Source organism: Streptomyces sp. NPDC057486, from assembly GCF_042802415.1.
GTDB lineage: Bacteria > Actinomycetota > Actinomycetes > Streptomycetales > Streptomycetaceae > Streptomyces > Streptomyces yanii.
Genome location: NZ_JBHVEE010000002.1, coordinates 226,092 through 246,059 on the forward strand (window position 1 = coordinate 226,092; position 19,968 = coordinate 246,059).

The 19,968-nt window shown below is 69.6% G+C and carries 17 protein-coding genes; 6 read left to right on the plus strand and 11 right to left on the minus strand.

Going from position 1 to position 19,968, the window contains the following annotated elements; genetic code table 11:
* From ACFU6I_RS02615 to panB, 3 genes are all read right to left on the minus strand, one after another.
* Complete coding sequence (locus tag ACFU6I_RS02615; RefSeq protein ID WP_384360560.1) at nt 1-852, minus strand: ABC transporter permease; 852 nt, start codon at nt 850-852, stop codon at nt 1-3.
* Complete coding sequence (locus ACFU6I_RS02620; protein ID WP_384360562.1) at nt 849-1,874, minus strand: ATP-binding cassette domain-containing protein; 1,026 nt, start codon at nt 1,872-1,874, stop codon at nt 849-851. Before ACFU6I_RS02620 ends, ACFU6I_RS02615 begins: the two co-directional genes overlap by 4 nt.
* 159 nt (nt 1,875-2,033) lie before the next feature.
* Nucleotides 2,034-2,918, minus strand: coding sequence for a 3-methyl-2-oxobutanoate hydroxymethyltransferase (gene panB / locus ACFU6I_RS02625; RefSeq protein WP_384360564.1), 885 nt, complete (start codon nt 2,916-2,918; stop codon nt 2,034-2,036).
* Between the two features lie 157 nt (nt 2,919-3,075).
* On the opposite strand from panB, the gene ACFU6I_RS02630 reads away from it, so the two are divergent.
* From ACFU6I_RS02630 to ACFU6I_RS02645, 4 genes are all read left to right on the plus strand, one after another.
* Complete coding sequence (locus ACFU6I_RS02630; protein ID WP_384360566.1) at nt 3,076-4,686, plus strand: MFS transporter; 1,611 nt, start codon at nt 3,076-3,078, stop codon at nt 4,684-4,686.
* Between the two features lie 151 nt (nt 4,687-4,837).
* Entirely contained in the window at nt 4,838-5,545 is a 708-nt protein-coding gene (locus tag ACFU6I_RS02635; RefSeq protein ID WP_384360568.1) for a TetR/AcrR family transcriptional regulator, read from the plus strand.
* 297 nt (nt 5,546-5,842) lie between these two features.
* Nucleotides 5,843-6,760, plus strand: coding sequence for an endonuclease/exonuclease/phosphatase family protein (locus ACFU6I_RS02640; protein ID WP_384360604.1), 918 nt, complete (start codon nt 5,843-5,845; stop codon nt 6,758-6,760).
* Between the two features lie 230 nt (nt 6,761-6,990).
* Nucleotides 6,991-8,205 (plus strand): MFS transporter, encoded by a 1,215-nt coding sequence (locus ACFU6I_RS02645; protein ID WP_384360570.1) that lies wholly within the window; start codon nt 6,991-6,993, stop codon nt 8,203-8,205.
* A 191-nt stretch (nt 8,206-8,396) separates the two neighbouring features.
* On the opposite strand, the gene ACFU6I_RS02650 is transcribed toward ACFU6I_RS02645, so the two are convergent.
* The 6 genes from ACFU6I_RS02650 to ACFU6I_RS02675 all read right to left on the minus strand — a co-directional run bounded on the left by ACFU6I_RS02650 (nt 8,397) and on the right by ACFU6I_RS02675 (nt 14,438).
* Nucleotides 8,397-10,151, minus strand: a complete 1,755-nt coding sequence (locus ACFU6I_RS02650; protein ID WP_384360572.1) for an NAD+ synthase — start codon at nt 10,149-10,151, stop codon at nt 8,397-8,399.
* 87 nt (nt 10,152-10,238) lie between these two features.
* A complete protein-coding gene (locus ACFU6I_RS02655; RefSeq protein WP_384360574.1) occupies nt 10,239-11,873 on the minus strand; it encodes a multicopper oxidase family protein in 1,635 nt (544 codons plus the stop codon).
* A gap of 61 nt (nt 11,874-11,934) precedes the next feature.
* Complete coding sequence (locus ACFU6I_RS02660) at nt 11,935-12,360, minus strand: hypothetical protein (RefSeq protein ID WP_384360576.1); 426 nt, start codon at nt 12,358-12,360, stop codon at nt 11,935-11,937.
* A 99-nt stretch (nt 12,361-12,459) separates the two neighbouring features.
* Nucleotides 12,460-12,885: a CBS domain-containing protein gene (locus ACFU6I_RS02665; RefSeq protein ID WP_384360578.1), complete on the minus strand. Its 426-nt coding sequence runs from the start codon at nt 12,883-12,885 to the stop codon at nt 12,460-12,462.
* A gap of 135 nt (nt 12,886-13,020) precedes the next feature.
* Complete coding sequence (locus ACFU6I_RS02670) at nt 13,021-13,743, minus strand: DUF305 domain-containing protein (protein ID WP_384360580.1); 723 nt, start codon at nt 13,741-13,743, stop codon at nt 13,021-13,023.
* 17 nt (nt 13,744-13,760) lie between these two features.
* On the minus strand, nt 13,761-14,438 hold the full coding sequence (locus tag ACFU6I_RS02675) for a DUF3105 domain-containing protein (protein WP_384360582.1): 678 nt from the start codon (nt 14,436-14,438) through the stop codon (nt 13,761-13,763).
* 273 nt (nt 14,439-14,711) lie between these two features.
* On the opposite strand from ACFU6I_RS02675, the gene glnA reads away from it, so the two are divergent.
* Complete coding sequence (gene glnA / locus ACFU6I_RS02680) at nt 14,712-16,073, plus strand: type I glutamate--ammonia ligase (RefSeq protein ID WP_376665434.1); 1,362 nt, start codon at nt 14,712-14,714, stop codon at nt 16,071-16,073.
* A gap of 137 nt (nt 16,074-16,210) precedes the next feature.
* Here the strand turns inward: glnA and ACFU6I_RS02685 are convergent, their stop codons facing one another.
* Nucleotides 16,211-17,422 carry a globin domain-containing protein gene (locus ACFU6I_RS02685; protein WP_384360584.1) on the minus strand — a complete coding sequence of 404 codons (1,212 nt, stop codon included), beginning with the start codon at nt 17,420-17,422 and terminating at the stop codon, nt 16,211-16,213.
* Nucleotides 17,423-17,630: 208 nt separating this feature from the next.
* Complete coding sequence (locus tag ACFU6I_RS02690; protein ID WP_384360586.1) at nt 17,631-18,221, minus strand: TetR family transcriptional regulator; 591 nt, start codon at nt 18,219-18,221, stop codon at nt 17,631-17,633.
* Between the two features lie 156 nt (nt 18,222-18,377).
* On the opposite strand from ACFU6I_RS02690, the gene ACFU6I_RS02695 reads away from it, so the two are divergent.
* Nucleotides 18,378-19,877: an MDR family MFS transporter gene (locus ACFU6I_RS02695; protein ID WP_384360606.1), complete on the plus strand. Its 1,500-nt coding sequence runs from the start codon at nt 18,378-18,380 to the stop codon at nt 19,875-19,877.
* The last annotated feature ends 91 nt before the right edge of the window (nt 19,878-19,968 follow it).

A 19,968-nucleotide genomic window follows, 5' to 3' on the forward strand; every position in this document is an offset into this window, starting at 1 on the left:
TCAGGTCCTCTTGCGGAACTTGGCGACCGCGAGCGGCGCCGTCACCAGGGTGATGGCCGCGGCCCAGCCGAGCGTCAGCCACACCGAGTGCGCAACCGGACCGCCGAGCATCAGCCCGCGTGCCGCGTCCGCGAGATTGGACAGCGGGTTGTAGTCGGTGAAGGCCTGGAGCCAGCCGGGCATCGTGGCGGGCGGGGCGAAGATCGATGAACCGAACTGCAGTGGCATCAGCACGAGGAACCCCATTGCCTGAACCGACTGGGACGTCTTGAGGGACAGCCCGAGCAGGATGAAGATCCACATGATGGCGGCGCCGAACACCGCCGACAGCGCGACCGCCCCGAGCAGGCCGACCACCGAGGTCTTGATCTCCAGGCCGAGGGCGAAACCCATGCCCAGCAGGATCACGGTGGCGACCATCATCCGGCCGAGCTCGACCACGATCTTTGCGATGAGTACCGACGAACGGGCGATCGGCATGGTCCGGAACCGGTCCATGACGCCCTTGCGGAAGTCGTCGTTGACCCCGGTGCCGACCGCTGAAGCGATGTTCATGCCCATCATCGCCATCAGGCCGGGGACCAGATAGTTGATGTACTCCTGCCGTCCACCGCCCAGGCTCCCGCCGACCGAGCCGCCGAAGACGTACACGAAAAGCAGCGTGAAGATGATCGGCATCAGGAGTGCGTCGAACATCGACTCCGGGTCCTGCTTGATCTGGAGCAGGTTGCGCCGGACCAGCGCGCCGATGTGCCGCAGATTGCCGCGCAGTCCGATCCGGCCCTCGTCGGGGAGGACCTTCGCCGGTGCGGAGCCGGTCGGGGCGTCGGGTGTCAGAGTCGCCGTGCTCATGCCGCGACCTCCTCGGGAATCGTGTCGGTCACGGACGGCGCGGTCTTCTCGCCGGTGATGGCCAGGAACACCTCGTCCAGGCTGGGCAGCGCGGTGGCGATGTGCGCGATGGAAAGACCGCGGCCGGCGAACAGGCCGATGACGGCGGTCAGTTGGTTGTCGCTGAGGATCGGAACGTACAACATGCCCTCGTCGGGGACGGCCTGTGAACCGGCGACCCCGTCGAGACCGGCCTCGGCGAGCGCCCGGGCCATGGCGGGCAGCTGGGCCGGGTCCGTGGGCCGGATCTGCAGGGTGCGGCCGCCGACCTTCGCCTTGAGCTCGTCGACCCCGCCGCTGGCGATGATCCTGCCCCTGTCGATGACGGTGAGCTCGTTGGCGAGCTGCTCGGCCTCTTCCATGTACTGGGTGGTGAGCAGCACGGTCGCCCCCTCCGCGACCATCCGCTGCACCTCGTCCCAGACCTCGTTGCGGGTCCGGGGGTCGAGCCCCGTCGTCGGCTCGTCCAGATACAGCACGGCCGGTCTGCCGATCATCGAGGCGGCCAGGTCGAGCCGGCGCCGCATGCCACCGGAGTAGTTCATCGCGGGCCGCTTGGCGGCTTCGGTGAGCGAGAACCGCTCCAGCAGCTCGTCGGCTCGGGCCCGCGCGGTCGTGCGGGGCAGGTCGAGGAGGCGCCCGATCATGTAGAGGTTCTCCCAGCCGGAGAGCTTCTCGTCGACCGAGGCGTACTGACCGGTCAGGCCGATGATGCGGCGCAGCTGCCGCGGCTGCTTCACCACGTCGTAGCCTGCCACGGTGGCGTGCCCTGCATCGGGAACGATCAGCGTGGACAGGCAGCGTACGAGGGTGGTCTTACCGGCGCCGTTGGGGCCGAGCACACCGAGGACGGTGCCCTCGCGCACATCGAGGTCCACGCCGTCCAGAGCCTTGGTCGAGCCGTAGTGCTTGACCAGCCCCCGCACCTCGACGGCGTTGCCGCCGCTCCTGGGGTTCTTGTCGATTCGCGTCATGTCCACCATGGGACCAGCCGCCACCGACAGCCCACCGACATCCTGCCGACAGGGTGCCTGCAGAACGCCTGCAGCCGTCGGCACGCCGACAGCCCGCCGATGGGGGAAGTCGGCGGGCTGTCGTTGTGCGGGCAATGGCCAGTGATCCCCCGGAGGGGACCGGTCACGCTAGTGGAAGGTGTGCTCCGGCTGCGGGAACGTGCCGCCGACGACCTCGTCGGCGAACTCCTTCGCCGCGTCGCCGAGCACCTTGCGCATGTTCGCGTACTGCTTGGTGAAGCGCGGCACCTTGCCGCCGGTCAGCCCCACCATGTCGGTGTAGACCAGCACCTGGGCGTCCGTGTCAGGACCGGCGCCGATGCCGATGGTCGGGATGTGCAGACTGCGGGTGATCTCGGCGGCGACCTCGGCCGGTACGAGCTCCAGGACGACGGCGAACGCCCCCGCGTCCTGCGCCGCCTTTGCGTCCCGGATCAGCCGGTGGGCGGCCTCGTCGCTGCGGCCCTGCACCCGGTAGCCCATGGTGTTCACGGACTGCGGGGTCAGGCCGAGGTGCGACATGACCGGGATGCCGGCCGAGACGAGCAGCTCGGTCTGGGGGAGCGAGCGCTCGCCGCCCTCCAGCTTGACCGCCCCGACGCCGGACTCCTTGACCAGCCGGGTGGCGTTGCGCAGGGCCTGGACCGGCCCTTCCTGGTAGGCCCCGAAGGGCAGGTCGCCGACGATGAGGGCGCGCTTGGTGCCCCGTACGACGGCGGCGGAGAGGATGGCGATCTCGTCCATCGTGACGGGCACGGTGGTCTCGTAGCCGAGGTGACAGTTGCCCATGGAGTCGCCGACGAGCATGACCGGGATGCCGGCCTCGTCGAAGACGGACGCGGTCATCGCGTCGTAGGCGGTGAGCATGGGCCACTTCTCGCCGCGCTCGGTGGCGGCGGCGATGTCGTGGACGGTGATGCGGCGGGTGCTCTTGCCTCCGTACAGCGCCTTGCTGCTGTCGGTGGAGGCCCCCGCGGGGGTTGCGGGCTGGTTCTGTGCAGCCTGAAGCGTCATTGCCAACGGCTCCTTCGTCATCTCGAGGCGCCCTGACGGCGTCCCCGGATCGCGTCCATGGTGGCATCCCGGGGCCGTCCGCGGGAAGTGGACACGACTGGGCAAAGACTTTCCAATACGAGACGGTCTCGTATCGAAATGGGATACGCTCGCCGTCATGTCGATACCGTCCGGCCCTCCGGCCGCCGTTCCCCGTGTTCCCGAGGCGATCCACCGTCGCCGTTGGGTGATCCTCGCCGTTCTGATGTTCAGCCTGCTCATCGTGGTGCTGGACAACTCGATCCTGAACGTCGCGGTCAAGACCATCGCGAGCCCGTCGCCCACCGGGCTCGGAGCCACCCAGAGCGAGCTGGAGTGGGCGATCAACTCGTACACGCTGGTCTTCGCCGGACTCCTCTTCACCGCCGGTCTGCTCGGCGACCGCATCGGCCGCAAGAAGGTCCTGCTCTTCGGCATCCTGCTGTTCGGTATCGGCTCGGCGCTCGCCGCGATGTCCGGTTCGCCCGGCGAACTCATCACCTGGCGCGCCGTGATGGGCTTCGGCGCCGCGTTCGTGATGCCCGCCACACTCGCGATCCTGATGAACGTCTTCGAGCGGGACGAGCAGCCCAAGGCGATCGGCATCTGGGCCGGCAGCGTCGGCCTGGGCATCGCCATCGGCCCGATCACCGGCGGACTGCTGCTCGAACACTTCTGGTGGGGCTCGATCTTCCTGGTCAACGTGCCCGTCGTCGTCGTCGCACTGATCGCGATGGCGGTGCTGGTGCCGGATTCCCGGGACCCGAAGCCTGGCCGGATCGACCCGCTCGGGGTCGTCCTCTCCATCGTCGGTCTGGTCCTGCTGGTGTTCGGCATCATCCGCGGCGGCGAACTCGCCGACTTCGGCGACGCCGTCGTGCTCCTCTCGATCATCGGCGGTCTCGTCGTCCTGGCCGGATTCGTCTGGCACGAGAAGCGCAGCAGCCACCCGGCCATCGACATCGCGTACTTCAAGAACGGCGCGTTCTCCGCCGCCGTCGCCGCTGTGGCGCTGGTCTTCTTCGCGCTGATGGGCGTGACCTTCTTCTCCGCCTTCTACCTGCAGAGCGTGCGCGGCTACAGCGCCCTGCAGTCCGGACTCCTGATCGTGCCGCTGGCCGCCGCGCAGATGATCTTCGCGCCGCGCGCCCGGCTGGTCGTGGAGCGGTTCGGCTCCCGTGCGGTGTGCACCGCCGGCATGCTGCTGGTCGCGGTCGGACTGTCGGCGTTCGCACTGTTCGACGCCAGTACACCCATCTGGGTGATGTGTCTGGTCTTCTTCGTCCAGGGCACCGGCATGGCGCACGTCATGCCGCCCGTCACCGTGGCCGTGATGCAGGCGCTGCCGCGCGAGAAAGCCGGTTCGGGATCGGCCATCAACAACACGTTCCGGCAGGTCGGCGGGGCGCTCGGGATCGCTGTCCTGGGCTCGGTGCTGTCCACCGTCTACCGCGGTGACATCGAGGGCCACCTCGGAACTCTCCCGGCCGCGGCCAGGGACGCGGCGGGGGAGTCGATCGAGGCGACCCTCGGCATCGCGGAGAAGCTCGGTCCGGCGGGTGCCCCGCTGGTCGGCGCCGCCAACGACGCGTTCATCAGCGCCATGCACGTCACCGCCCTCGGCTCCGCGTGCGTCGCCCTGATCGGAGCCCTCGTGGTCGGAATCTTCCTGCCGGGCAGGCCGCCCGCCGGGCAGCGGACCGGACACCGCGACGACGACCGGGCCGTGCCCGCGGGCGCGCGCCGATGACGCCATGACGGCCACGGGCCCGGACGGCTGACAAGCCCCGCCCCGGTCACCCCCGGACACACCGGGCCGACCGGGGCGGGAAGCAGGACACCGCCCCGGTCGGTGAGAATCGGGACAGGGACCCGACGGGCGCGGCGAGAGGTGGAGCCAGGTGCAGGCGCAGGCGCAGGTGCAGGCGCAGGACGAGGACCGGGAACCGCGGCGCGGCCGACCGCGCAGTGCGGCGGCGGAGCGGGCGATCCTGGACGCCGTCGTCGACCTCCTGGAGACCGGCGAACCGCTCGCCGGGCTGTCCATCGAGCGCATCGCCCGGACCGCAGGCGTCGGCAAGGCCACCATCTACCGGCGCTGGAGCGGCAAGGAGGAGCTCTTCGTCGATGTGCTGCGCCACATCGAACCTCCGGAACCGAAGATCTCCGGCACCGCCGGGCTCAGCGACCTCCGCGTGATGCTGGAGTCGCTGCGCAGGCGCGGACTCGCCCAGCGCTCCTCGGTCCTCCTCCACAACGTCTTCGCGCAGATGAAGAGCCACCCCAAACTGTGGGCCGAGTACCAGTGCACGGTGATAGCACCGCGCCGGGTCGCGATGACGGCGGCCGTGCAGCGGGCGGTCGAAGCGGGCGAACTCCGGGCGGACCTGGACGTGGAGCTGATGGACGACCTCTTCATCGGCCCCATGCTCGTACGGACCATTCACCGGCCCGACGCGCCGCTCCCGGAAGACCTTGCCGATCGCATCATCCGGACGCTGGTCGAAGGCCTGGCGCCGCGCCCGACAGCTCCCGACACCACCCCGGTCCCCGCCCGGGCAGCAGCGCCCGCGACCCGTCCGTCCGGCGAAAGCGCAGGCCAGGCCTGACACGTCCGGCCTCCGCCCGAGTGTGAGCGTTGTGTCACAACGCCCCGCAAGATCCGTCCGGCCGGAACCCGCCGGACCACGCCCTTCGTCCTCGTGGCAGTACGGCCGTCGTGGACGGCAGGAAAGGCGTTGCTCATCGCCTAGGGTCGGGGAGCGCGGCGATGTGTACGGCGAAGCAGTGAGGACAGCGCGATGGTGCAGGCGTACAGGGCGGACACCGGGAACGGCAGCGGGGGACCGCAGCGCACCGGGTCCCGCTTCCGGAACCTGCGCGACAGATGGACCAGCGGCAAGGGCATGTGGCGGCGCGGCATCGTCCTCGCCGCCTGCGCGGTCCTGCTGGCCCTTGTGATGTTCTTCCACGCGGAGATCCCGAACAGGATCGGCAACCTGGGCAGCCTCTCCGAGACGTTCCTGCCGTGGTTCGGCGTGTTCGTCCCGGTGCTGCTCGTCCTGGGCCTGGTGCGCCGCTCCGCGACCGCACTGATCGCCCTGCTGCTGCCGGCCGTGGTCTGGCTCAATCTCTTCGGCGGGCTGCTCACCGACAAGTCGGGCAGCGGCGGCGACCTGACCGTCGCCACCCACAACGTGAACGCGGGCAACCCCGACCCCGCGGGTACCGCCAAGCAGGTCGCGGGCTCCGGCGCGGACCTCATCGCCCTGCAGGAGCTGCCGTCCGGCCAGGTACCCGCGTACGAATCGGCGCTCGCCGAGCGCTATCCGTACCACTCGGTGCAGGGGACCGTCGGTCTGTGGAGCAAGTACCCGATGAGCGGCACACGCCCCGTGGACATCAAGATGGGCTGGACCCGGGCCATGCGCTCCACGGTGACGACACCGAAGGGCAAGGTCGCCGTCTATGTCGCCCACATGCCGTCCGTGCGGGTCAAGCTGAACGCCGGATTCACCGCGACCCAGCGCGACGCGAGCGCGGACGCGCTCGGTGAGGCCATCGCCGACGAACAGCTCGGCAAGGTGATCCTGCTGGGCGACCTCAACGGCACGATGAACGACCGCTCGCTGAACGCGGTCACCTCCCAGATGCGGTCCACGCAGGGCGCCGCGGGCAACGGCTTCGGCTTCAGCTGGCCGGCGTCGTTCCCGATGGCCCGGATCGACCAGATCATGGTCAAGGGCATCGAACCGATGTCGTCATGGACGCTCCCGGCCACGGGCAGCGACCATCTCCCGATCGCCGCCCGCGTCGAGCTCTGAGGCAACGGTCCGTTTACCTCCTCGCATAAACCGTCTGAGAGTATTTGTTCCTCCGGGGAACGCGAGCCGACCGGCGACGGAGCCGGTGACCGCGGTGCGACCCTGCCTTCGGGCCGGGCGCGCCGCGCTGCCCGGGCCCGCCGCCCCCACGCCCTCGCCCCCACCCGGCGGCCGGTCAGCCATGCCCGGACGCGGCGGGCCGAGCTTCCTGCGGAAAGGTCTCTCCCGCCATGCCACTGGCTCTTCTCGCGCTCGCCATCAGCGCATTTGGCATCGGAACCGCCGAGTTCGTGATGATGGGCCTGCTGCCCGATGTCGCGGACGACCTGGGTACGTCGGTACCCACCGCCGGCTATCTCGTGTCCGCGTACGCCATCGGGGTCGTCCTCGGCGCCCCGCTGCTCACCGCCGTCGGCTCCCGGGCCCCGCGCAAGCGGATGCTCCTGCTGCTCATGGCCCTGTTCACCGTCGGCAACCTCGCTTCCGCGCTCGCCCCCGGTTTCGGCTGGCTGCTCGCGGGCCGGTTCCTCGCCGGGCTGCCGCACGGAGCGTTCTTCGGCGTCGGCGCGGTCGTCGCCGCGCGCCTGGTCGCCGAGGGGCGGCAGGCACGCGCGGTGGCGACGATGTTCCTCGGCCTCACGGTCGCCAACATCGTCGGCGTACCCGCGGCCACGCTCCTCGGCCAACACCTCGGCTGGCGCGCGACGTTCCTGGTCGTCGCCGCGATCGGACTGTGCTCGATGGCCGCGCTCGCCCGGCTCGTCCCGCGGGTGCCGGCCGACGCGCACCAGGGTCTCGGCCGCGAACTCCGCGCCCTCGGCAACCGGCAGGTGCTGCTCGGCCTGCTTACCGCAGTCTTCGGCTTCGCCGGTGTCTTCGCCGTCTACTCGTACCTGTCGGCGATGACGACCGAGGTGATGGGCTTCGGAGAATCCTCGGTGACACCGGTCCTGGCGCTGTTCGGTATCGGCATGACCCTGGGCGCGCTCGCGGCGGGACCGCTCACGGACCGGGCGCTGCGCCCCACCCTGTACGGCTCGCTGAGCGCGCTCGCGGTGGTCCTGGTCGTCTTCCCGTTCGCCGTGCACGTGAAGTGGGCGGCGCTGGTCATGGTCGTCCTGCTCGGCGGGATCGGCTTCATGACCACGACGCCGCTGCAGATGCTCGTCATGAACAAGGCCAAGGACGCCCCGACGCTGGCGTCCGCGTCCAATCACTCGGCCTTCAACCTCGCCAACGCGGGCGGCGCCTGGCTGGGCGGGGCCGCGATCGCGGCGGGCTGGGGCTGGACGTCCCCGGCACCGGTGGGCGCGGCGCTGGCCGTGGCGGGTCTGGCGGTGGCGGCGACGGCGGGGGTGCTGGACCGTGGGAGGCCGGGTGGGTCCCGGGTGGTGGCGGGCACGGGGGCGTCCACGACGCCGAAGTCCCACGCGGACGTGTGGTGATCACTGCCGCGCGCCGGGGAGGCGCTCCTCCCCGAGCGCCGGACGGTGTTTCTCCCGCCGGGCCTGATCACCGGTCCCTGCGCCGCCGGCCATGACGACGGCGGCCGGGCACATCGGGTCCGCCCGGCGGTTGAGGACGGAACGGCTGCCGGGGCGGGCCGGCTCCCGTCGGGCCGGCCCGCCCCGTCGCGTCACACCGACTCGCGCCACCGATTGGTGATGGGCAGCCGCCGGTCCTTCCCGAACCCCTTGGCCGAGATCTTCGTCCCCGGCGGGTACTGCCGCCGCTTGTACTCGGCGGTGTCCACCATCCGCAGCGTCCTCGTCACCAGCGTCTCGTCGAACCCGGCCGCCACGATCGACGCCAGCCCCAGGTCCTGGTCGACGTACATCTCCAGGATCCGGTCCAGCACGTCGTAGTCCGGCAGAGAGTCCGTGTCGACCTGGTCGGGCCGCAGCTCGGCGCTGGGCGGCTTGGTGATGGACGCCTCCGGGATCGGCGGCATCTGGCCGCGTTCCTCCGCGGCCCGGTTGCGCCACTTCGCCAGCCGGAAGATCGACGTCTTGTAGACGTCCTTGATCGGCCCGTACGCGCCCACGGAGTCCCCGTAGAGCGTCGAGTAGCCGACCGCCAGCTCCGACTTGTTGCCCGGCGCGAGGACGATCTGACCCTCCTGGTTGGAGACGGCCATCAGCATCGTGCCGCGCAGTCGCGACTGGAGGTTCTCCTCGGCGAGACCGGTGAGGCCCAGCGACTCCATGTACGCGTCGAACATCGGCTCGATCGGTACGGTGCGGAAGTTCAGTCCGGTGCGCCGCGCCAGCTCCGCCGCGTCGCCCTTGGAGTGGTCCGAGGAGTACTTCGACGGCATCGAGATGCCGTACACGTTCTGCGCGCCCAGCGCATCGCACGCGATGGCCGCGACGAGGGCCGAGTCGATCCCGCCGGAGAGCCCGATCAGCACACTGCTGAAACCGTTCTTCGCGGCGTACGCACGCAGACCCACGACCAGCGCCGAGTACAGCTCCTCGTCGTCGTCGAGCCGCTCGGCGTAGCCGCCGGTCAGCTCCGCCTCGTACGCAGGGACAGGCTTGTCGGAGAGGACCACACGGTCGATCCGCAGTCCGTCGTTCACCACCCCGGACGGCGCCTCGGGCGCCGCGGCGGGCAGCTCCAGATCGAGGACGACGCAGCCCTCGGCGAACTGCGGGGCACGGGCGATCACGTCGCCGTCCCTGTCGACGACGATCGAGTCGCCGTCGAAGACCAGCTCGTCCTGCCCGCCGATCATCGCCAGATAAGCGGTGGTGCAGCCGGCCTCCTGGGCCCGCTTGCGGACCAGTTCCAGCCGGGTGTCGTCCTTGTCCCGCTCGTACGGCGAGGCATTGATCGACAGCAGCAGCCCGGCCCCGGCGGCGCGCGCGGCCGGCACCCGGCCGCCGTCCTGCCAGAGGTCCTCGCAGATCGCGAGCGCCACATCGACACCATGGACCCGCACGACGGGCATCGAATCGCCCGGCACGAAGTACCGGAACTCGTCGAAGACCCCGTAGTTGGGCAGGTGGTGCTTGGCGAAGGACAGCGCGACCCGCCCGCGGTGCAGCACAGCGGCGGCGTTCTGCGGAGAACCGGCAGGCTGGCCGTAGCGCGGCTGGGCCGTCTCGGAACGGTCGAGATAACCGACGACGACCGGCAGCTCCCCGAAGCCCTCCGCGTCGAGGCGGGCGGCGAGCGCATGCAGCGCGTTCCGCGACGCCTCGACGAAGGACGACCTCAGGGCCAGGTCCTCGACGGGATATCCGGTCAGCACCATCTCGGGGAACGCCACCAGGTGGGCGCCCTGTTCGGCGGAGTGCCGGGTCCAGTGGACGATCGCCTCGGCGTTGCCGGCGAGGTCACCGACGGTCGAGTCGATCTGATTCAGTGCGAGGCGTAGTTGAGGCACGCGCCTCAGTGTAATCGTCTTTCTGACGCGATGTCCTGGCGGGCCGCACTTCCGCTGCCGCGGCCGACGCCGCCCGCCGGCACCGGGTCAGCGGCGGTAGCCGAGGACCGTCATCATGTTCATGTTCGAGTGGTAGACGTTGTGGCAGTGGAGCATCCACAGCCCCGGGTTGTCCGCGTCGAACTCCACGGCCACCGACCTGTTGGGCAGGACGATCGCGGTGTCCTTGCGCGCCCCGGGGGTCCTGCCCAGCACCGACCACTTTCCCGCACGTCCCGCGAGGCCGAACGTGTGCCCGTGCAGATGGATCGGGTGCCACATCTCCGTGATGTTGTAGAACTCCAGCCGGACACGCTCGCCCGCCCTGACCGGATGGCGCCAAGCGGGGTCGTACTTCCTGTGGTCGAAGGCCCAGTCGAACGCCCTCATGCTGCCGGTCATCTTGATCCGGATCGTCCGGTCGGGCCGGCGGGCAGCCAGCGCCACGGAGCTGTCCGCCTGCAGTTCGAAGGCCGACACCAGCTGCCCGTTCAGCTCCTTGGGCCGCACGGAGGCGGCCGGCGCCGCGCCGCCGCCGGTGCGGAGCAGGGCCAGCGCCGACGCCTTCTTGCCCTCGGCGACCGCCGTCAGCGGGAACACCCCGTCCCCGGCGGTGACCAGCACGTCGTACCGCTCGCCCATGCCCAGCAGCAGCGTGTCCGTCGTGGTGTGCCGGACCGGGAAGCCGTCCGCGTGGGTGATGGTCATCCGATGGCCGCCGAGCGCGACGCGGAAGGGGGTGTCGCCGCCGCCGTTGATGATGCGCATCCGGATACGGTCGCCGGGCTTCGCGGTGAACGTGGTGGGGTCCTTCGGGATGCGGCCGTTGATCAGGTAGTACGGGTAGTCGACATCGCCCGCGTCACCGCCGAGCAGTTCGCTCGGGGCGCCCCTCAGCACCCGCGAGGGTCCGGACGCGGACCCGGAGCGGGGCTTGTCATCGGCCCCGGAGGACCCGTGATCCATGCCGCCCATGCCGTGGCTGAGCTCGGCGAGCACCGCCTCGGGAGTGGAACCCTGCACCCCGTCGACCCAGTCGTCGAGGACGACGACCCACTCCTTGTCGTACGACAGGGGCTCCTTCGGGTCGTCGATGATCAGTGGTGCGTACAGACCGCGGTCCTGCTGGACGCCCTGGTGCGGATGGAACCAGTACGTCCCCGACTGCGGCACCGCGAAGCGGTACCTGAACTCCGCGCCCGGTTTGATGCCCTCCTGGGTCAGCTGGGGAACACCGTCCATGTCGTTGCGAACGTGGAGGCCGTGCCAGTGCACAGTGGTCGACGTCGGCAGGTGGTTGGCGAGGGTGACTGCCAGGGTGTCGCCCGCGGTGATCCGGACTTCCTTGCCGGGCAGCCGGTCCCCGAAGGCCCAGGAGCTGACGGTGAGCCCGCCCCCCAGATCGAGGCGGGTCGGGGTGGCGGTGAGGTTGATCTTCCGTACGGGGCCGGAGCCTCGCTTCGCCTCGACCGCCGCGATCTCCGCGTCGCCGGGAGAGATGTACTCCCCGCGGCTCTTCGACACGGGCGACGCGCTGTGGCCCATGGCGTCGTGATGCGTGGGGCCGGGGTTCGCGGCGTGCCGTTCCGGGGCCGTACCACTGGAGCAGGCGGCCAGAACTCCCGTGCCGGCCACGGCGATTCCGGCGCCGAGCACGGCGCGTCGAGTGGGTTGAGTGGGCATGGCTGGAACACCTCTGATGCTGTCGGTGCGGGCTGAAGGAGGGGTGCGGAGCGGCCCGCTCCTATATCCGAAGCGCCGACAACCGGGCGGGAGCCGTCATCGCGGGCGGGGGGCCGGACCACAGCGCACGCGACAACAGCGCTCCGGCGGCCACGAGGAGATGCTCCGCGGCCCGGCGTGCCATCAGCCGGCCGACGAGCAGGGCGAGACCCCAGGCGCCCAGTACGGCGAGACAGACCGCCATGGGGCCCGTGCCGTCGCCCATCGGCGTCGGCGGGACGGAGGAGTGCTTCGCCGAGGGCTCCGTCGTGGAGCTCGCCGGGTGTACCCCCTGAGCTTCCTGGTCCCGCAGGTGGTCCATCGTCACCACGGCCTCACGGCCGCCGTGTTCCGCCGGATACCCGACGGTGTGCATGGCGAAGACCCCGAACAGTAGCGCGGCAAACAGCAACAAATGTCCGTACATCGCACTACATTTCGGGCTCATGTCAGGCACCCTACCCCCGTCGGGTATGCCTCGCACGCGGGCCCGGCACCCCCGTTGTCATGGGTGCCGGGCCGACGGTGGTGTGCTGTCGAAGGCCGGTCAGCCGCGGGCGTATACCTTCTCCGCCCACGCTGCGATCTGGTCCTCGGAGAGGTGCCGGGCGAGGTCGGCCTCGCTGATCATGCCGATCAGCATCTTGTTCTCGACCACCGGGAGCCGGCGGATCCGGTGGTTCTGCATCTCCTCCAGAACCTCGTTCACCTCTGCGTTCGCATCGATCCAGCGCGGTGTTCCCTGGGCGAGCTCACCCGCGGTCACCTTCGACGGATCGTGGCCCATCGCCACACAGCCGACCACGATGTCGCGGTCCGTGAGGATGCCGACCATCCGGTCCTGCTCGCCGTTGGCCGAGATCGGCAGTGCACCGACGTTGTGTTCGCGCATCATCTGGGCGGCGCGGTCGAGCGTCTCGTGCGCGGGGATCCACTGGGCCCCGGTGTGCATGATGTCCTTGGCGGTGGTCATGGGGGATTCCTCCTGGTGCCGATGGGCACTGCGGTCCGACCCCGAGCGAACCCATCGTCATGGGTCCGTTCGGGGTGCGCGACCGCTATCACCCATTCGGGTGCATTCATGCCGCTTCGGGAGCGGTGGAATGCCTCAGGGCCTGGGCTTCGCCCCGCGCGCCGCCAGCATCTTCGCCATCGCGTCCAGCTCGGACCGCTGGGCCTCGACCATGCCCTGGGCGAGGCGCTTCTCCGCCTTCACCGTGCAGAGCTCGGCGCAGCCGCGCGCCATGGCGACGCCGCCCTCGTGGTGGTCGGTCATCAGCTGCAGGAACAGGATCTCGGCCTGCTTGCCGCTCGCCTTCCCGAGCCGGTCGAGTTCGGTCCGGGTGGCCATGCCGGGCATCAGGGCGCCGTCATGAGCGGTGAAGGCGCCGTCCGGCCCGCCAGTGTCCCCCATGCCGTCCATGCCGTCCATGTGGTCCGTGCCGTGATCACCGTGCGTGCCGTGTCCACTGTTGGTCGCCATCCACGCCATCGGCTCCTGCCCGGCGGCCACCTTCGGCAGCTCCCACAGATCCAGCCAGCCGAGCAGCATGCCCCTCTGATTGGCCTGGGTGTTGGCGATGTCGTAGGCGAAACGGCGTACCTCCTCGTCCTGCGTGCGGTCACGCACGATGAAGGACATCTCCACGGCCTGCTGATGGTGGACCGCCATGTCGCGGGCGAAGCCGGCGTCCGCCGAGTCCGGGCCGGGCACCCGGACGGCCGCGGTGGCCGCTCCGGGCCGCTTCCCGTCAGCCGTGTCGTCCCGCGCCGATGCGACGGTCGCCACCCCCGCGAGGAGCAGCGCAAGGGCGACGGCGGAACCGGCCACCCACTGTTTCGTACCGGTCACTGAGACCCCAGCCCGCCCGTGCACGCCGCACCCGGCTCCGGGGTCTGTTTCCCCTGCACGAACTCGGCGAAGAACCGGCCGACCCGCGGGTCATCGGCGCTGTCCACGGTGACCTGCTTGCCCCAGGCACTGAGCATGATCGTGCCGGCCTGGTCCTTGTACGGGCTCATCAGCGAGTACGGCGTCTTCCCGACCAGGGCCGCGAGCTGGGCCACGTCGGCGGCCGACGCCTTGTCCGTGTACGTCACCCACACCGACCCGTGCTCCAGCGAGTGCACGGCGTTCATGTCGGGGATCGCCTTCTTGTACACCTCGCCGTCGCAATTCATCCAGACGGGGCTGTGGTCACCGCCGACCGGAGGCTTCATCGGGTACGTGACCGTCCCGGTGACGTGGTTGCGGGTCAGCTTCTTCGCGTCCCACGTCTTGAGCCCCTCGATCGGCTCGGCCGCCGGTACCTTCTTCTCCGCCGCGGAAGCAGTCGCTTCATCGGCCGCGACGGAGTCCCCCTTGTCCGCGGCCTCGGACCTGTCCAGCAGCGCGTAGGAACCGAAAGCGACCAGACCAGCGACGACAAGGGCGCTCAGCCCTATGGCGAGGGCACGGTTGCGACGGTCGCGTGCACGGTCGGCGTTGCGCATCTGCTCTATGCGGGTCCTGCGGTCGAAGCTCATGTCGTCTGGTCCTTCGGTCCTTCTGCGAACGGGCGGGGAGGGACAGGAACGGGTCGGGAAACCGGCGTGCACGGGGCAGTCGCGACGCCGCTTCACCCCGGGACCTCCCCTTCGGAGGCCCCGCACACCATGGCCGCCGATCGTAGTGGGTGGCCGAGTGCTCCATCTCACGTCGAGTGCGTAATCTGGGTGAAATCCCGGGTCGTGATACTGGAGTTTCTCCCCTATCCCGGGCGGTGGTGCACAGACCGTCTGAACTGCAAGGATGTGGCTATGGACAAGCAGCAGGAATTCGTCCTCAGGACACTTGAGGAGCGCGACATCCGCTTCGTGCGCCTGTGGTTCACCGATGTGCTCGGGTATCTCAAGTCCGTTGCCGTGGCCCCTGCCGAGCTGGAACAGGCGTTTGACGAGGGAATCGGCTTCGACGGTTCGGCCATCGAGGGCTTCGCCCGGGTGTACGAGTCCGACATGATCGCCAAGCCGGATCCGGGCACCTTCCAGATCCTGCCCTGGCGCGCGGAGGCCCCCGGCACCGCGCGGATGTTCTGCGACATCCTGATGCCCGACGGTTCGCCGTCCTTCGCCGACCCGCGCTATGTGCTCAAGCGCATCCTCGCCAAGACCTCCGACCTGGGTTTCACCTTCTACACCCACCCGGAGATCGAGTTCTTCCTGCTGAAGGACAAGCCGGTCGACGGCAGCCGCCCGACCCCCGCCGACAGCTCCGGCTACTTCGACCACACCCCGCAGAACGTCGGCATGGACTTCCGCCGCCAGGCGATCACCATGCTCGAATCCATGGGCATCTCCGTCGAGTTCAGCCACCACGAGGGCGCCCCCGGCCAGCAGGAGATCGACCTGCGGTATGCGGACGCGCTCTCGACCGCCGACAACATCATGACCTTCCGTCTCGTAATGAAGCAGGTGGCGCTGGAGCAGGGCGTCCAGGCGACGTTCATGCCGAAGCCGTTCTCGGAACACCCCGGCTCCGGCATGCACACCCACCTCTCCCTCTTCGAGGGCGACCGCAATGCGTTCTACGAGTCGGGCGCCGAGTACCAGCTCTCCAAGATCGGCCGCTCCTTCATCGCGGGCCTGCTCAAGCACGCCGCGGAGATCTCCGCTGTGACGAACCAGTGGGTCAACTCGTACAAGCGCATCTGGGGCGGCTCCTCCCGCGCCGCGGGCGCCGGCGGCGAAGCCCCCTCGTACATCTGCTGGGGCCACAACAACCGCTCCGCGCTGATCCGCGTCCCGATGTACAAGCCCGGCAAGACCGGTTCGGCCCGCGTCGAGGTCCGCTCCATCGACTCCGGCGCCAACCCCTATCTGACGTACGCGGTGCTGCTCGCCGCGGGCCTCAAGGGCATCGAGGAGGGGTACGAACTCCCGGCGGGCGCCGACGACGACGTGTGGGCGCTGTCCGACGCCGAGCGCCGCGCGATGGGCATCGAGCCGCTGCCGCAGAACCTGGGCGAGGCGATCTCGCTGATGGAGAAGAGCGAACTGGTCGCCGAGACGCTCGGCGAGCACGTCTTCGACTTCTTCCTGCGCAACAAGAAGCAGGAGTGGGAGGAGTACCGCAGCGAGGTCACGGCCTTCGAGCTGAAGGCCCTGCTGCCGGTGCTGTAATCGCAGGTCAAACACTGTGAGAGCGGTGTGCACGGCTTCGGGCCGACGGTTTCGTACCGTCGGCCCGAAGCTGTTTCACCCACTCTGGGCCGTCTGTGGGCCGTCCGGCTCCGAATCGGCGGCTTCGCCGCACGTGGTCAGTCCAGGTCGGCCTGCCACAGGTCCGGCCCGAAGACCTCGTACTGGATGTCGCGCGCGGCCACCCCGTGCTCGATCAGCCGGCTGCGCACCGCCTTCATGAACGGCAGCGGGCCGCACAGGTAGTACAGGGCGTCACCGGGGATGTCGACGGCGGTGGGGTCCATCAGTCCGTCGAAGACGCCGTCCACGGGCTCCAGGCTCTGCGCGCGCTTTTCGTACCAGAGGTACATCCGGGCGTTCTTCAGTGCCAGCACGTCGTTGACCACCTGCCGGCGCAGCGGGAAGGACGCCTCGTCGAGATCGGCGTGCAGCACGGTGATCGGCAGCCCGGAATCGGCCGCCACCAGGTGGGAGAGCATCCCGGCCATGGGGGAGATGCCGATGCCCGCGCTGGCGAACACCACCGGGCGTCCCGAGTCGTCGAGGACCACGTCGCCGTACGGCAGGGACAGCGTCAGGGTGTCGCCCACTCCCACCGTCTCGTGCAGCAGCGTCGACATCTCGCCGTCGGGGGCGCCGCCCTCGCCGCGTTCCCGCTTGACCGAGAACTGGCGGTGCTCCCCGTCGTCGGCCCGGGTCAAGCTGTACTGGCGGGGCTGGAGCTTGCCGTCGGGCATCCGCATCCGCAGGGTGACGTACTGGCCGGGCAGTGAGGTCTTCACCAGGCGGTCGTCGATCCGTTTGACCACGAAGGTCACCACATCGTCGGTCTCCTGGATCTTCCGCACCACCTGCCAGTCCCGCCACACCGTCTCCGACCGGACCCCGCGGGCGCTGTACAGGCCGCGCTCCTGGTTGATCAGGGCGTTGGCCATCAGCCAGTAGACCTCGTCCCAGGCCGCGGCGACCTCCGGGGTGACCGCGTCCCCCAGGACGTCACCGATCGCCCACATCAGGTGGTCGTGGACGACCTGGTACTGGTCCGGACGGATGCCGAGCGAGGCGTGCTTGTGGGCGATCCGGCGCAGCAGTTGCTCCGGCACCCGCTCCGGCGTCTCCAGCAGCGTCGTCGCGAACGCGGCCACCGACCCGGCCAGCGCCTGCTGCTGGTGGCCGTGCACCTGATTGCCCCGGTTGAAGACACCGTCCATGAGCTCGGGATGCTCGTCGAAGAGATGCCTGTAGAAGCGCCGGGCGATCTCACCGATGTGGTCGCCGACGACCGGCAGTGTCGCTGCGACAACGGGACGTGACTTGTCCGAAAGCATTCGACCTCCCTCGGGGCAGGAGCGGAAATCCCCCGTCCGTCCGCTCCTGAGTGTCCGGTTCGACGCGTCCGACAACGGTACCCAGTCACGCCCCGTACGGCACCGCGGACGGACAGGCCCGCCACCTCGGAGCGCGCAACAACCTCGCCGTCCGTGCGCGCTCCGATTCCCGAGGCGGGCCGTTTCCCGAAGCGGCCCGGGCCCGCGCTCACTCGAAGCTGCGGGCCATCTCGTCGAGGATCTCGCCGATCACCTGGGACGGCTCCCGCGCCAGGTCCTCCTCGATCCACATGCGCATCGCGATCCGCAGCGACGAAAGAAACGCCGCCGCGAGGACCAGCGGTCGTACCGCGTTCTCCGCCGGGCTCTGACGGGACGCCACCGCCTCCGCCAAGTCCCGTTCCAGGGTGGCGTGGTTGGCGAGCTGCCGGGCCAGCAGGGAGGGATGCCGCATGGCCAGCCGGGTGCGGATCGCCCATTCGCGTTCCGGCGGCGCGACCCGCTTCCCGAACTCCGCGACGGCCGCCCGCAGCGCGGGCCAGGCGGCCTCGTCCGCGGGGCGCTCGCGCACGGTCCTGACGAGGTCCCTCATCTGCTGCTCCTCCCCGTAGAGGAGGGCGTCCTCCTTGCCCGTGAAGTAGTTGGAGAACGTTCTGCGGGAGATCCCGGCCGCGTCCGCGACGGCCTCCACGGTGACGTGGTCGAAGCCGTGCTCGACGGTCAGCCGCAGCGTCGCTTCGTGCACGGCCTGCCGGGTGGCTTCCTTCTTGCGTTCCCGCAATCCCACAGAGCTCTCCATGAGCTCATTATCTCCCTGCCCCGCCATTATTGCCCAGTGGGTAAAATTGCCCACTGGGCATGTAAGGTGACCCGGTATTTCGTACCCACCCCTGTTCGAACCCTCCGGAGGTTGCGCGTGAGCGCACAGACGGCCGCGCCGACCGAAGTCGCGCCGATGGACCATCGTCATGTACTGCGGGCACTGAGTGGACTGCTCATCGTGCTGTTCGTGGCCATGATCAGCAGCACCGTCGTCTCGGTCGCGCTCCCGCAGATCATCGGCTCGCTCAACGGCACCCAGTCGCAGTACACCTGGGTCGTCACCGCGAGCCTGCTGGCGTCGACGGCGTCCACCCCGATCTGGGGCAAGCTCGCCGACATGTTCAGCAAGAAGTTGCTGCTGCAGATATCCATCGGCATCTTCGTCATCTCGTCGATCGCCTGCGGATTCGCCCAGAGCACCGGCCAGCTGATCGCCTTCCGGGCCGTCCAGGGGCTCGGCATGGGCGCACTCCAGGTGCTCGTCCAGGTCATCATCGCCGCGATGATCAGCCCCAAGGAGCGCGGGCGCTACAACGGATACCTCGGCGGCGTCATGGCCGTCGCCACCGTCGGCGGGCCGCTCCTCGGCGGCTTCATCACCGACACCTCGTGGCTCGGCTGGCGCTGGTGCTTCTTCATCGCCGTACCGTTCACGCTGCTCGCTTTCGTGATGCTCACCCGCACCCTGCACCTCGCCGAGGTCCGCCGCACGGACGTGAAGGTCGACTACCTGGGCGCCACATTGATCGCCGCCGGCGTCAGCCTGCTGCTCCTGTGGGTCACGTTCGTCGGGAACGACTTCGACTGGCTCTCCTGGCAGACCCTCGTCATGGTCGCCGCCAGTGCCCTGATCCTCCTCGCCGCCGTCCTGGTCGAATCCCGGGTCCAGGAGCCGGTCGTCCCGCTCCACGTCGTACGTCGCCGGGACCCCGCCCTCGCCATCGTCGCGAGCCTCGCGGTGGGCATGGCGATGTTCGGCGGTGCGGTCTTCCTCGGTCAGTACTTCCAGATCGGCCGCGGCTACTCGCCGACCGAAGCGGGCCTGCTCACCATCCCGTTGATGCTCGGCGTCCTGGTCTCCTCGACCGTCGCCGGACGGCTGGTCTCGAAGACCGGAAAGGTGAAGCCGTACATCATCACCGGCGTCGTCGTCCTCACCCTCGGCTTCCTCGGGCTGTCGACGATCGACCACGAGACGTCGCTGGTCCTCGTCTCCGTCGGGATGCTCGCGGTCGGCGCGGGCGTCGGCATGTCGATGCAGAACCTCGTCCTGGTCCTCCAGAACACGGTCCCGCTCAGCGAACTCGGCGCCGCCAGCGGTGCGATCACGTTCTTCCGCTCGCTCGGCGGCACGATCGGTGTCTCGGTGCTCGGCGCGGTGCTCGCCAACCAGGTCGCCACGAAGATCACCCACGGCCTGGCCGAACTCGGCGTCGACCCGGCGGCCTCGGCCTCCGGCGGCTCCACCCTGAACGTGGCGGCGATGCCGCCGCAGATCCAGGAAGTGGTGCGGGCCGCGTACGGTGACGCAACGGGCAGCATCTTCCTGATCTCGGCGGGGATCGCGGTGGTCGGTGTGATCGCGGCGCTGTTCCTGACGCCGACGAAGCTGCGCGACAGCGTGGACCTGTAGCCGGTCCCCCCGTACGCGAGTGCGCCCCCTGCCGGGCACGCCGGGGGCGCACGCGCGGCCCGAACCCAGCCGCGGGGGCGGGCGGGGGCGG

Coding starts and splice junctions, on each gene's coding strand:
- ACFU6I_RS02615 (WP_384360560.1), bottom strand. CDS start 852: ATGAGCACGGCGACTCTGACACCCGACGCCCCGACCGGCTCCGCACCG.
- ACFU6I_RS02620 (WP_384360562.1), bottom strand. CDS start 1,874: ATGGTGGACATGACGCGAATCGACAAGAACCCCAGGAGCGGCGGCAAC.
- panB (WP_384360564.1), bottom strand. CDS start 2,918: ATGACGCTTCAGGCTGCACAGAACCAGCCCGCAACCCCCGCGGGGGCC.
- ACFU6I_RS02630 (WP_384360566.1), top strand. CDS start 3,076: ATGTCGATACCGTCCGGCCCTCCGGCCGCCGTTCCCCGTGTTCCCGAG.
- ACFU6I_RS02640 (WP_384360604.1), top strand. CDS start 5,843: ATGTGGCGGCGCGGCATCGTCCTCGCCGCCTGCGCGGTCCTGCTGGCC.
- ACFU6I_RS02645 (WP_384360570.1), top strand. CDS start 6,991: ATGCCACTGGCTCTTCTCGCGCTCGCCATCAGCGCATTTGGCATCGGA.
- ACFU6I_RS02655 (WP_384360574.1), bottom strand. CDS start 11,873: ATGCCCACTCAACCCACTCGACGCGCCGTGCTCGGCGCCGGAATCGCC.
- ACFU6I_RS02660 (WP_384360576.1), bottom strand. CDS start 12,360: ATGAGCCCGAAATGTAGTGCGATGTACGGACATTTGTTGCTGTTTGCC.
- ACFU6I_RS02665 (WP_384360578.1), bottom strand. CDS start 12,885: ATGACCACCGCCAAGGACATCATGCACACCGGGGCCCAGTGGATCCCC.
- ACFU6I_RS02675 (WP_384360582.1), bottom strand. CDS start 14,438: ATGAGCTTCGACCGCAGGACCCGCATAGAGCAGATGCGCAACGCCGAC.
- glnA (WP_376665434.1), top strand. CDS start 14,712: ATGGACAAGCAGCAGGAATTCGTCCTCAGGACACTTGAGGAGCGCGAC.
- ACFU6I_RS02685 (WP_384360584.1), bottom strand. CDS start 17,422: ATGCTTTCGGACAAGTCACGTCCCGTTGTCGCAGCGACACTGCCGGTC.
- ACFU6I_RS02690 (WP_384360586.1), bottom strand. CDS start 18,221: ATGGAGAGCTCTGTGGGATTGCGGGAACGCAAGAAGGAAGCCACCCGG.
- ACFU6I_RS02695 (WP_384360606.1), top strand. CDS start 18,378: ATGGACCATCGTCATGTACTGCGGGCACTGAGTGGACTGCTCATCGTG.